Raw genomic sequence first — 11,811 nt, 5'->3', positions numbered from 1 at the left:
TCCTGCAAGGTCGGCGGTGCCGCCCAGGCTACGGTTCGCCGCCGCGCCGCCCTGTGGCCGGGGCGGCTGCGGGACCGGGGCTGTTTGCCGTCGGGGAACCGGAACGCCCCTTCTGTCCTGCGGTGTTTGATTCCGGACAGCAGAGAATGCGCCATCACGCACTTCCGATACCCGATTTTCGCCGGCGTCCTGAGACACTGGCCGCACCGTGCCCCGCACACCCCCGGAAGGACACATGCACGCGCCCTCCAGCCTCTTCGGCCATCTCGTGGCCCTGATGCACGCCACCGCCGACGCGGTCATCGCCGTGTCGGCCGAGGGGACCGCACGCGTCTGCCCGCGCGCCGAGCTCGGCGCGACCGAGCGCGAGGCCTACTCCCGCGATCTGCTGCTGGCCGAAGGCGTCGTACCCACTCCCGCCGCACTGCACGATGTGATGGCCCGCATCGCCGCCGAACTCGGCGACGGCTGGGACCTGGTCGCCTGAGCCGCGCCGGGCCGCCGGCCCCGCCGTGGGGGCGGTTGGTTGCTGCGGCCGCTGGGCGGGTAGGGTCACGCACCGCCCATGCACCAGCCCGAGGGGGAGCGAGCAAGCGATGACCGATCTGCTGGAGTTGCACGGCCAGGCGATGGCGGAGTTCGACCGCAGGGTCCGCGCCATCCGGGTCACGCAGTGGGGCGATCCCACCCCTTGCTCAGATTGGGACGTGCACGACCTGCTCAACCACCTCACCGGTGAGCAGCTGTGGGTGCCCTTCCTGCTCGCGGGCGGCACGATGGAGGAGGCCGGCGACCGCTACGAGGGCGACGTGCTCGGCGAGGAGCCCGTGGCCACCTGGGAGGTCGCCTCGCGCGAGTCCCGCTCGGCCTGGCTGCAGCCGGGCGCCTTGGAGCGGACCGTGCACCTGTCCTTCGGCGACGCCCCGGGCGAGCTCTACCTCTGGCAGATGACCTTCGACCTGGCGGTCCACGCCTGGGACATGGCCCGCGCCATCGGCGCAGACGAGAAGCTCGACCCCGGCCTGGTCGAGTCCCTGGTGGATTGGCTGGGCGGGCAGAGCCCCGGCGCCGGCGCCCTGTTCGCCCCGCCCGTGCCCGTGGGAGACGACGCCGACGCCCAGACGCGCCTGCTGGCCCTGACCGGGCGCAGCGTCTAGCCGCACCGGCTCGGGCCGCCCGGCCCCGGTGAAATCCTCCGGCCCGAGCACCGGGAACCCTCCGCGATCCGCGGACGGGTTCCCGGGGGCCTTCCCCGGCGGCACAGGCGGTGTTCGTTCGGAAGCGTACAAACCCCGGCGGGCGAACTTTGGCCGTTTCGGCGGGTGCCCTCCGCCGCGCGCTGCCACAGGATCGTGGCCATGTCCCAACCCGAACACCGGCCCTCGGCGGCCGCACTCGCCCGGTCCGCGCTGCGCTGCGAACACCCCTCCCGCGACGACCTGCTCGGGGTGCTGTCCTGGCCCGACGAGGACCTGCTGGAGCTGGTCGCGGCCGTCGGCCGGGTCCGCCGCCGGTTCTTCGGCGACCGCGTCAAGCTCAACTACCTCGTCAACCTCAAAAGCGGGCTGTGCCCGGAGGACTGCACCTACTGCTCGCAGCGGCTGGGCTCCGGCGCCGACATCGTCACCTACACCTGGCTCAGCTCCGAGCAGACCCGCCGGGCCGCCGCCTGCGGGATCGAGGGCGGAGCGGCCCGGGTGTGCCTGGTGGCCAGCGGCCGCGGGCCCACCGACCGCGACGTCGACCGCCTGGCCCCGGCGATCGCGGCCATCAAGGACGACAACCCCGGCGTGGAGGTGTGCGCCTGCCTGGGGCTGCTCTCGCCCGGCCAGCCCGAGCGGCTGCGCGAGGCCGGTGTCGACGCCTACAACCACAACCTCAACACCTCCGAGGAGCGCTACGCCGACATCTGCTCCACCCACGGCTTCGCCGACCGCGTCGAGACGGTGCAGCGGGCCGCGCAGGCCGGCCTCTCCCCGTGCTCAGGTCTGATCGCGGGCATGGGCGAAAGCGACGGCGACCTCGTCGACGCCCTGCAGGAGCTGCGCAGGCTCGATCCCGACTCGGTTCCGGTCAACTTCCTCATCCCCTTCGACGGCACACCGCTGGCCGGGCGCTGGGAACTGACGCCGCAGCGGTGCCTGCGCATCCTCGCCGCCGCCCGGCTGGTCTTCCCCGATGTCGAGGTGCGCCTGGCCGGCGGCCGCGAGATCCATCTGCGCAGTCTGCAGCCGCTGGCGCTGCACCTGGCCAACTCGATCTTCCTGGGCGACTACCTGACCAGCGAGGGCGGACCCGGCGCCGCCGACCTGGAGATGGTGCGCGACGCCGGCTTCCGGGTGCAGGGCACCGATGCGCAGAGTCTGCCCGCCCACCGGCTCGACCTGGTGCGCCCGCGCCGCCGCGGCGCCGGCACCGACCGGCCGCCCAACGCCTGAGATCCCGGCCGGCCCGCGCCGAGCAGGCCCCGGCGCGGGCTAGCCTCAAGGCATGGACACCGATGTGTGGCTGCGGACGTCGCGGCTGGTGCTGCGCGGCTGGCGGGCCGAGGACCGGGAGCCCTTCGCACGGCTCAACGCCGACCCCGAGGTCATGGCGCACTTCCCGGCCGCGCTGACCCGGGACGAGTCCGACGCGACGGCCGACCGCATCCAGGTGCGCATGGACGAGCGCGGTTTCGGCCTGTGGGCGCTGGAGGTCGCCGAGACCGGCGCGTTCATCGGCTTCACCGGTCTGAGCCTGGCGCGCTTTCCCGCGCACTTCACCCCGGCTGTGGAGGTCGGCTGGCGGCTGGCCCGCCACGCGTGGGGGCGCGGCTACGCCACCGAGGCCGCGCGCGCCGCCGTGGCGTTCGGGTTCGACCGCTGCGGGCTGGAGGAGATCGTCTCCTTCACCGCCCGCACCAACGTGCGCTCCCAGGCGGTGATGCGGCGGCTGGGCATGCGCTGCGACTCCGCCGACGACTTCGACCACCCGGAGCTTCCCTCCGGGCACCGGCTCGGGCCGCACGTCCTCTACCGGCTGGCGGCCGACGACGCGTAACCCGCCGGAAACGGCGGCGGGCTATCCTTCTCGGCTGTGCACATCACGATCAGCGAAATGGCCTGGGACGATCCCGTCGGCGTCCGTCTGCGCCGCGACCAGGAGCGCGAGACGATCGAGCGCTACGGCGGCGACCTCGAACAGGGCGCGAAGCCCTCGGCGGAGGACACCGCGGTGTTCCTGGCGGCCGCCGAGTCCGAGGGCGGCGAGGTGGTGGGCTGCGGCGCGCTGCGCCGGCTCGACGAGCACACCTTCGAACTGAAGCGGATGTATGTGGTGCCCGACCGGCGGGGCCGCGGGATCGGCGCGGCGCTGCTGCACGCGCTGGAGGACGCCGGCCGCGAGCGCGGCGCGCGGCGGATGCGCCTGGAGACCGGTGTCGAGCAGCCCGAGGCGATGCGGCTCTACGAGCGCTGCGGCTACAGCCGGATCCCGTTGTACGGCCCGTATGTGGGCTGTGCGGCGAGCGTATGCTACGGAATCGACCTGCGGTCCGCCCCCTTCCCCGCGCCGGCCTGAGCGCCGCGGCGCGGGCGGCGGCCTGAACTGTACGACCCCGGTCTGCCGGGTGCGGCGCCGGCCGGAGCGGCCGACGCGCACGGTGTACACGCCGATTGCGAAGCGCCACGCGTCGGCCTCGGAAATGGCTGACCCTCGTTGATCTTGTACCCACTGTGACGGAAACCGTTTTCCAGTGACCGTAGGTACAAGATCAACGGTGATGTCCGGGTGCGCCCGGCGCAGCGCCGCCTACCTGGCCTCACGGCCCGGAGCCGCCGGGGCGTGGCGTGCCGAGCAGGTGGCGGCGCTGCTGTGCGTACCGGGCTCCGGCTCCCCAGGCGCGGTCAGGGATTGTCCACCTTGAAGGGGTCGTGCTCGGCCAGCAGCTTGTCCAGGCGCGCCTGGTCGACGCGCCCGGAGACGGTGGTCTCCTCCTGGCGGTCGCGTACGCACTTGGCCAGCGTGAACGCCGAGGTGATCACGTAGAGCAGACCCAGCGCGAGGAACGCACGCGTCCACGCGCCGACGGGCAGGAAGGCGACGCCCGTAGCCATGCCGATGGCCGAGACGCCGAACGACAGCGCGGATTGGACGAAGAACGCCTGTGTGTTGGTGGGGCGTACCTGTGTAGTGCTCATGGGTCCATGCTGGCCGCCGCGCGGCCGCGGCACCCGAGTGCGCGTACTCAGATCCGCGCCCGGACCGGCGGGCGTCGGCGGTACCCGACTCCGCCGAGAGCGGCGCCGATCTCGCGGGCGGCGCTCGGCGCTTCGGCTTTCGGCCGAACCCCCGCGCCCCTGCTCGGCCTGATGCGGCCACGGCACATGCGGCTCCGCCCCTGCCGCCCGGCCCGCGCGCCGTGACAGGCTGGCGTTCGCCGCCCGATACGGCCAGGCCTCCATTTTGTCCGAATTGCGAGATTTCGATTTCGCACAATGAGACGACACGGTAGGTTTCCTCCATGGCAGTACAGCGATGGGACTCCCGCCTCTACGACGACCGCCATTCCTACGTCACGCGAAACGGGCAGGACCTCGTCGGCGAGCTCGCCCCCCGCCCCGGCGAGCGGATCCTCGACGCCGGATGCGGCACGGGCGAGCTGGCCGCCGCCCTGGCCGACGCCGGAGCCGAGGTCGTGGGCGTCGACTCCAGCCCGGAGATGATCGACCGCGCCCGCGAGCGCTTCCCCCACCTGGACCTGCGCCTGGCCGACCTGCGCGAACTGGATTTCGACGCCGGATTCGACGCCGTACTCAGCAACGCCGTGCTGCACTGGATCCCCGATGCCCCCGCCGCCGCTGCCTCCATGGCCGCCGCGCTGCGGCCCGGCGGGCGCCTCGTCGCCGAGCTGGGCGGCGCAGGCAACATCACCGCCATCCGCGGCGCCGCGCAGGGCCTGCGCGCCGAGTTGGACCTGCCGCGCGCCGAGGAGGCCTGGTACTTCCCCGGCATCGACGAGTACTCCGCCGTGCTGGACGGGGCCGGGCTGAAGGTCACCGGCGCCTGGCTGTTCGACCGCCCCACCCGCCTGGAGGGCGACGACGGCCTCGCCGCCTGGCTGCGCATGTTCGGCGCGCCGCTGCTCGCCGGCGCCCCCGCCCCCGACGCCTTCGTCACCCTCCTCACCGACCGGCTGCGCCCGGTCCTGCACCACACCGGCGGCTGGTGGGCCGACTACGTGCGCCTGCGCGTCTCGGCGACCAAGCCCGAGGGCTGATCGCCCCGGCCGCCCCCGCACGGGCGGCACCCGGTTTACCCGCGGACGTGGCCGCTGCCGGCCGCTTCCCGTGCGCCGTTCCCCCGGCGGGCGCCCTCGCGCGGCCCTAGGGTGAACCCATGGTGTGGCAACGCGAGGTCGATCTGGTGGTCCCGCTCTGGCAGGGCGGCGACGACGTGCGTGTGGCCGCCGGGGCCGGCGCCCTGGCCCGGCTGGTGCCCACCCACGCCGGGAGGCTGCACATCGCCGTCTCCGAAGGGGCCCGCACCGCCCGCGAGGGCGTACGCAACCTCGACACCGTCGCCGAGACCACCCGCCACATGCGCGAACGCCTGGCCCGCCGCTCCCCCGGCAGCGTCCTCACCCTCGGCGGCGACTGCGCCAGCGACATCGCCGCCGTCCAGCACCTCGCCCGGCGCCACCCGGGTTTGACCGTCTACTGGGTCGACGCGCACGGCGACCTGAACACACCGGCCGAGTCCCCCAGCGGGCTCGCCCACGGCATGGCGCTGCGCACGCTCCTGGGCGAGGGCCACCCCGAGCTGACCGGCCCGGCCGGACCGGCACTGGCCCCCGACCAGGTCGTGCTCGCCGGCGTGCGCGACCTGGACCCGTCCGAGCGGGCCTATATCGCCGCCAACTCCGTCACCGCGCTCGGCCCCGCCGAGGTGAGCGCCGAGCCCGCGGGTATCGCCGCCGGCCGCCGCGCCGGCTCCCCCGCCTATGTGCACCTGGACATCGACGTGTGCGACCCCCCGGAGATGCCCGCCGTCTCCGTGCCCGCCCCCGGCGGTCCGGGCACGGCCGCCGTCGCGCGCGCCCTGGCCGCCGTCGCCGCCCACCACCGCGTCGTGGGTGTGGCCGTCACCGAGTACGCCCCGGTGATCGAGCACGACGAGGACCGCATCCGGGCTCTGCTCGACGGCCTGCACCTGCTCGACGGCGCCTCGGACTGACTGCACCCCGCTCCGCGGCCTATGCTGCGTGGATGGACCTCTTGATCGTGTGCCAGGCCTGCCAGGGCAGCGGACTGCGCGTCTCCGTCGTCGGCTACGCCGGCAGCGACCTGACCGGGGAGATGGTGGTGCCCCGTCGCTGCGGCGAGTGCGCGGGTGCCGGGCGCGTGCGCACCTCCGGCTGGACCGCCGGTTCCGACCCCGACGACCGAGCGACCTGAGCCGTCGCCCCCGGGGCTACAGCCGCAGCCACCCGGTGGGCACCCGCCAACGGCCGCCCGCCTCCAGGTGCTGCACCACCGCCTTCTCCAGCCGGCTCCGCTGCGGCGCGCGGCCGGTGTCGACCTCGGGCAGGCCGAAGACGAAGCGGAAGACGTCGGCGTCGCCGGGGGTGTCCTGCTCCACCAGGGTGAAGCGCCGCTGGAAGGCGAGGATGTTGGACGACTCCGGCAGGTACTGCGCCAACTGCGGGTCCAGCAGCCACGAGGAGCACGCGGCGAGGGGATAGTCGAGGCCGAAGTGCTCGGCGAAGAAGTCCCGGGCCCGCGCCAGCGACTCCTCCACCCGCGCGGGATCCAGCGGTCCCGCGGCCGGGATGTGGATCCGCAGCACCGGAGCGCCGCGGACGAACTCCGGTCCAAGCGCCGCGGCCTCCTCGGGCGGATACCAGCGCACCGCGCCCTCGGCGTGGACGCGGTCGGGCTCGTACTGCAACCGCCCCAGCTCGTAGAGGCCGCAGCGGAAGGGCAGCGCGATCCAGGTGGCGGTCTCCAGCCCCAGGCGTCCGAACATGGCGCGGGTCTGGGCGACGTGGCGGCCGGTGTCGGCAAGGGTCGCCGCGCTCACTGAGGCGGGCACGCCGCTGCGGGCGTGGGCGGCCAGCACCAGCGGCGCCGCGGCCGCCAGCGCCACGAGTACCGAGCAGCGCACCCGGGCGTCCGGGGCGTGCACCAGCACCGGCCAGTCGCGCCAGGCGGTGCGTTCTCGGAGCAGGTCGTCGGCCAGGCGCGCGTACATGGTCTCCACGACCCACAGCAGTTCCCCGGGCCAGGAGGCGTCGGGCCACAGCGCCACGATCTCGTCCTCGTCGGCCGGGTCCAGCCCCAGCGGCGCCAGCGCCCGCCGTGCCCGGGACGCGGGAGGCGGGTCCACTCCGCCCTCGGGCGGCCGCAGTTCGGCGGCCTGAGCGAGCCAGTCGCGCGCCTGCTCCCCGAGCCCCAGCCGCCGGGCGGCCACATCAGCGTCCATGCGCCCATGATCCGAGCCCCGCACTGCGGGCACAACGGGGATTTCGCCCAAAGCAGACCCTGGGACTCACGTCACAGGAGGCGACATAGTCTGATACGGGGACAACCCGAACTCGACCGACCACCGGACAAGGGGACCACCGCCGATGCCCGACCCGGCGCAGCAGGTACGCGACTGGCTGGCCACCTACGACACCCCTGCCGCATCAGTGGCCGAGCTCCTCTGCGACCGCCATCCCCGCGAGCGTGTCGCGCTCACCCAGATCGGGCCGGGTCTCCAAGGCAGCGACCTGACCTACGGCGAACTCGCCGACCGCTCCGCGGCGCTGGCCGCGGGCATGGCCGCCCTGGGGGTGGGCCGCGGCGACCACGTGGCCACCATGGTGGCCGCAGGCGCCGACCTGGCCGTGGCGGCGCTGGCGGTGTGGCGGCTCGGAGCCGTGCACCTGCCGCTGCTGACCGCCTTCGCCCCCTCGGCGATCGCCCACCGCCTCACCGCCGACACCGCGCTGGTGGTCTGCGACGAGGACCAGCGCTCCAAGCTCGATCCCGGACCCGACCTGCCCGCCGACGCAGTCCGCCGGGTGGCCACCACCGGCGGCGCGCCGCTGCGCGAGGGCGACAGCACCCTGGCCGGCCTGGAGGCGGCGGGCGCCGGCGCTTCGGCGCCGGCCGAGGCGGTCGGCGGCGACGCCCCCTTCGTCCTGATGCACACCGCCGGCAGCGCCGGGCCCGCCAAGGGCATCCCGGTGCCCGTCCGGGCGCTGGCGGCCTTCCACGCCTACCACCACTACGGCCTGGACGTCGCGGACGAGGACGTCTACTGGAACACCGCCGACCTCAACGGCGCCTACGGCCTCTACCACGGCCTGATCTCCCCGCTGCTGGCCGGGCACCGGACGCTGCACCTCGACGCCGGCTTCGATCCGGAGCTGGTGCTGGACGTGCTGGAGACCCACGAGGTGACCAACCTCGCCGCGGCGCCCACGATCTACCGCTCGCTGCGCGCGACGCTGAAGACGCTGCCGCCGGAGATCGCCCTGCGGCGCCTCTCCAGCGCGGGCGAGCAGCTGGGCGCCGACGTCCTGGAGTGGGCGCGCGACGTGTTCGGAGTGCCCGTGCGCGACCACTACGGCCAGATCGAACTGGGCATGTGCGTGGGCCACGCCAACCACCCCGACCTCGCCGCCGAGCCCGACGACGCCGACTCGCTGGGCGCCGCCCTGCCGGGATGGCGCGCCACGGTGCTGGAGCCCGTCTCCGACGAGGAGGCCCCGCCCGGCGCGTTCGGCCGGATCGCGGTGGACGTCAAGGACAGCCCGCTGATGTGGTTCACGGGCTATCGGGAGGCGCCCGCGGCCGCCGCGGCGCGGTTCACCCCCGACGGCCGCTGGTACCTGACCGGCGACACCGGCACCCGCGACCGCGAGGGCAGCCTGTACTTCTCCTCCCGCGACGACGACGCCATCCTGACCTCGGGCTACCGCATCGGCCCCTACGACGTGGAGTCGGCGCTGCTGGAGCATCCCGCGGTGCAGGAGGCGGCCGTCTACGGGGTGCCCGACGAGCTGCACGGGCAGCTGGTGGCGGCGACGGTCGTGCTGGACGAGGGCGCCGTCGGCGACGACGACCTGGCCGAGGATCTGCGCGAGATCGTGCGCACCAGGTTCGCCTCGCACGCCTACCCGCGGCGCATCACCTTCGCCGACGAGCTGCCGCGCAGCCCGTCGGGCAAGATCCGGCGGGCGCGCCTGGGCCGGCCGGGGGCCTGACGCCGCGCCCGCGACCGGGGCGCTAGCCGGCCTGCACGCCGGAGACGAGGTCGTCGATGCGCGCGGCCATCTCCATGTCGGCCTCGGTCACCCCGCCGGCGGCGTGGGTGGTCTGGTGGAAGGTGATCCGGTTGTAGCGGATGTCGATGTCGGGATGGTGACCGGCCTCCTCGGCCGCGTGGGCGACCGAGGCGACCAGGCTGATCCCGCTCAGGAAGTCGGGCATGCGCACGGTGCGCCGGATCGCGTTGCTCTGGTTCTCCCGCTCCCAGCCGTCGAGCCGCTGCAGGCCCTGGGCGATCTGGTCCTCGGTGAGCAGGTCCATGGGTCGACTCCTGGATGTAGACGGTCGGTTGTCTTGCGGTGGGGGTCCTACCGCAGCGGGCCCGCGGGCAATCGCGGTGAAGATCGCGAAACCTGTTTCTTTACATTGTAGATTCACATGGGGCCCGGTTCGGCGCGGCGCCGGAGCGGGGATGCGCTCAGGCCTGGCCCTCGGGGTCGAGCGGGACCTCGCCCGGCGGGTAGTCGTCCTCGTCGACTTCGACGCTGGGCACCCCGCTGGGCGCGGGGGACGGCGTGGGTTCGGGCGCCGTGCCCGGCTCGGTGCCGGGCTCGGTTCCCGGGGAGGACTGCGGCGCCGAAGAGGGCTGCGGCGGCGGGGTGGCCTGGGAGGTGACGTTGTGCAGCAGCAGGTACACCGCCGTCACCACCGCCGCCAGCAGCACCAGCACCAGCAGCAGCGCGGCGGCCATCGACCAGCCGGTGCGCGTGGAGCGGCCCGGTTCCCGCCGCAGGAGCGCCGCGCCCCCTGGCGTCACCGCCCCTGCCGGGGCGGCCCCGTGCGGGGTCCGGCTCCCGGCGCGGGAGGGTTCCGCCGAGGCGGCTCCCGACATCCGCCGCAGGCCGACCAGAGCCCACGACCAGGCCGCGGCGGCCGGGGTGCCGCCGCGCTCGGCCCAGTACGGGGCGTAGGAAGGCGCGGCCGAGGCGGCGCCGGAGTCCTGCTCGCCGGCCGAAACGGGCTCCAGGTAGGCCTCGGCCCCGCGCGGTCCGCTGTGGCGCACGGCCACCCACGAGGCGGCCGGGCTGGACAGGCTGGAGGCCAGGACCCTCGGCGGGTCGGCGACACCCGTTCCGCCGCGCACGGCGGCGGCGAAGCGGTCGCGCGCGGCGGGGTCGGCGGCGGCCCCGGAGCTGAGCATGGCGACGCTCACCCGCCGCCCGCGGGAGTCGCGGGCGCGGTAGACGACGCCCTCGGGGGTCGTGCCCACCCGGTCGGTGAGCCTGAACGGCCCGAGCTGGCGCGGATCCGCATCGTGCAGGGACACCCGAAGCCTCCTTCTCTCCCCTGGCCGCGGCCGCGGTCGCATCGGCACGGATGCCCCGAGACGACCGGTTCCTTGCAGGATCAGCGGGTAGCATCGCCGGTGCGTGACCATCAACGTACCCGGCGGCGCGCAGCGGCACCGCGCCGCGTTGGAAAGGCTGGTGACATGGCCGAGGCCGATCTCTCGGGCGGGCACGGGGACGAGGCGGGAGCGCGCGGGCGTCCGGGCGCACCCACGGGCGAGCCCACGCGGCTGCTGCGCGCCGCGCTGCAGGAGGTCTCCACCGTCATCGTCGGCCAGGACCAGATGATCGAGCGCAGCATGGTCGCACTCATCGCACGCGGCCACTGCCTGCTGGAGGGCGTGCCCGGCATCGCCAAGACGCTGGCGGTCTCCACCCTGGCCAAGGTCACCGGCGGCTCGTTCGCGCGCGTGCAGTTCACACCCGACCTGGTGCCCTCCGACATCGTCGGCACCCGCATCTACCACCCCTCCACCGAGCAGTTCGACGTCGAGCTGGGACCGGTCTTCGCCAACTTCGTGCTGGCCGACGAGATCAACCGGGCCCCCGCCAAAGTGCAGTCCTCCCTGCTTGAGGTCATGGCCGAAAAGCAGGTCTCGCTGGGCGGCACCACCTATCCCCTGCCCGACCCCTTCATCGTCATCGCCACGCAGAACCCGGTCGAGTCCGAGGGGGTGTATCCGCTGCCCGAGGCCCAGCGCGACAGGTTCCTGATGAAGGTCCAGGTGCCCCATCCCCGCGCGCACGAGGAGATGGAGATCCTGCGGCGGATGAGCGCCCGGCCGCCCGAGCCCCACCAGGTGCTCGACCCGGTCACGCTTTTGGAGCTGCAGCACGACGCCGAGCAGGTGCACGTCCACCAGCTCATCGCCGACTATGTGGTGCGTCTGGTGATGGCCACGCGCGAGCCCGAGAACTACGGGGTGCCCGAGCTGCGCCGGGTCCTGGAGGTCGGCGCGAGTCCGCGCGCCAGCCTGGGCCTGGTCGCCGCCGCCCGCGCGCTGGCCCTCATCCGGGGCCGCGAGTACGTGCTGCCCGAGGACGTGCGGGTGCTGGCGCGCGACATCATGTCCCACCGGCTGGTGCTGACCTTCGACGCGCTGGCCGACGGGGTCACCACCACCCAGATCGTCGACCGGGTGCTGGCCGCGGTGCCGCCGCCCCGCGTCATCTGGGACGACCCGCCCAGCGGCGAGCAGGCCGCCGCGGCCGCGCGATAGGAG

Annotated in this window: 14 protein-coding genes; 10 read left to right on the top strand and 4 right to left on the bottom strand. The window is 74.2% G+C overall.

The window, feature by feature from the left end:
* Nucleotides 1-235: 235 nt before the first annotated feature.
* From LP52_RS13300 to LP52_RS13280, 5 genes are all read left to right on the top strand, one after another.
* Complete coding sequence (locus LP52_RS13300) at nucleotides 236-487, top strand: hypothetical protein (RefSeq protein WP_040273739.1); 252 nt, start codon at nucleotides 236-238, stop codon at nucleotides 485-487.
* A gap of 109 nt (nucleotides 488-596) precedes the next feature.
* On the top strand, nucleotides 597-1,157 hold the full coding sequence (locus LP52_RS13295) for a TIGR03086 family metal-binding protein (protein WP_040273737.1): 561 nt from the start codon (nucleotides 597-599) through the stop codon (nucleotides 1,155-1,157).
* 201 nt (nucleotides 1,158-1,358) lie between these two features.
* Nucleotides 1,359-2,438: a biotin synthase BioB gene (gene bioB, locus LP52_RS13290; RefSeq protein WP_052809802.1), complete on the top strand. Its 1,080-nt coding sequence runs from the start codon at nucleotides 1,359-1,361 to the stop codon at nucleotides 2,436-2,438.
* A 52-nt stretch (nucleotides 2,439-2,490) separates the two neighbouring features.
* Nucleotides 2,491-3,042 carry a GNAT family N-acetyltransferase gene (locus tag LP52_RS13285; RefSeq protein ID WP_040273736.1) on the top strand — a complete coding sequence of 184 codons (552 nt, stop codon included), beginning with the start codon at nucleotides 2,491-2,493 and terminating at the stop codon, nucleotides 3,040-3,042.
* Between the two features lie 36 nt (nucleotides 3,043-3,078).
* Nucleotides 3,079-3,561 (top strand): GNAT family N-acetyltransferase, encoded by a 483-nt coding sequence (locus LP52_RS13280; RefSeq protein ID WP_040273735.1) that lies wholly within the window; start codon nucleotides 3,079-3,081, stop codon nucleotides 3,559-3,561.
* 326 nt (nucleotides 3,562-3,887) lie between these two features.
* Here the strand turns inward: LP52_RS13280 and LP52_RS13275 are convergent, their stop codons facing one another.
* Complete coding sequence (locus LP52_RS13275) at nucleotides 3,888-4,181, bottom strand: YiaA/YiaB family inner membrane protein (protein ID WP_040273734.1); 294 nt, start codon at nucleotides 4,179-4,181, stop codon at nucleotides 3,888-3,890.
* 323 nt (nucleotides 4,182-4,504) lie between these two features.
* On the opposite strand from LP52_RS13275, the gene LP52_RS13270 reads away from it, so the two are divergent.
* The 3 genes from LP52_RS13270 (at nucleotide 4,505) to LP52_RS13260 (ending at nucleotide 6,437) form a co-directional block, all read left to right on the top strand.
* A complete protein-coding gene (locus LP52_RS13270; protein WP_040273733.1) occupies nucleotides 4,505-5,260 on the top strand; it encodes a class I SAM-dependent methyltransferase in 756 nt (251 codons plus the stop codon).
* Nucleotides 5,261-5,379: 119 nt separating this feature from the next.
* Nucleotides 5,380-6,216: an arginase family protein gene (locus LP52_RS13265; RefSeq protein WP_040273732.1), complete on the top strand. Its 837-nt coding sequence runs from the start codon at nucleotides 5,380-5,382 to the stop codon at nucleotides 6,214-6,216.
* 32 nt (nucleotides 6,217-6,248) lie between these two features.
* Nucleotides 6,249-6,437, top strand: coding sequence for a hypothetical protein (locus LP52_RS13260; RefSeq protein WP_040273731.1), 189 nt, complete (start codon nucleotides 6,249-6,251; stop codon nucleotides 6,435-6,437).
* Nucleotides 6,438-6,453: 16 nt separating this feature from the next.
* Here the strand turns inward: LP52_RS13260 and LP52_RS13255 are convergent, their stop codons facing one another.
* Entirely contained in the window at nucleotides 6,454-7,464 is a 1,011-nt protein-coding gene (locus LP52_RS13255; RefSeq protein WP_040273729.1) for an acyltransferase domain-containing protein, read from the bottom strand.
* A gap of 145 nt (nucleotides 7,465-7,609) precedes the next feature.
* On the opposite strand from LP52_RS13255, the gene LP52_RS13250 reads away from it, so the two are divergent.
* Nucleotides 7,610-9,235 carry an AMP-binding protein gene (locus LP52_RS13250; protein WP_040273728.1) on the top strand — a complete coding sequence of 542 codons (1,626 nt, stop codon included), beginning with the start codon at nucleotides 7,610-7,612 and terminating at the stop codon, nucleotides 9,233-9,235.
* 22 nt (nucleotides 9,236-9,257) lie between these two features.
* Here LP52_RS13250 and LP52_RS13245 read toward each other — a convergent pair whose 3' ends face one another.
* Nucleotides 9,258-9,560, bottom strand: a complete 303-nt coding sequence (locus LP52_RS13245) for a 4a-hydroxytetrahydrobiopterin dehydratase (protein WP_040273726.1) — start codon at nucleotides 9,558-9,560, stop codon at nucleotides 9,258-9,260.
* 157 nt (nucleotides 9,561-9,717) lie between these two features.
* The gene (locus LP52_RS13240; RefSeq protein WP_040273725.1) at nucleotides 9,718-10,566 is read right to left on the bottom strand and encodes a hypothetical protein; all 849 of its coding nucleotides are present in this window, start codon (nucleotides 10,564-10,566) and stop codon (nucleotides 9,718-9,720) included.
* A 165-nt stretch (nucleotides 10,567-10,731) separates the two neighbouring features.
* Here LP52_RS13240 and LP52_RS13235 point away from each other — a divergent pair, with 165 nt between their 5' ends.
* Nucleotides 10,732-11,808, top strand: coding sequence for an AAA family ATPase (locus LP52_RS13235; protein WP_040273724.1), 1,077 nt, complete (start codon nucleotides 10,732-10,734; stop codon nucleotides 11,806-11,808).
* Nucleotides 11,809-11,811: the final 3 nt, after the last annotated feature.

This window comes from Streptomonospora alba (assembly GCF_000826685.1).
Classification (GTDB): domain Bacteria; phylum Actinomycetota; class Actinomycetes; order Streptosporangiales; family Streptosporangiaceae; genus Streptomonospora; species Streptomonospora alba.
This window is presented reverse-complemented; position numbering and strand designations above follow the sequence as displayed.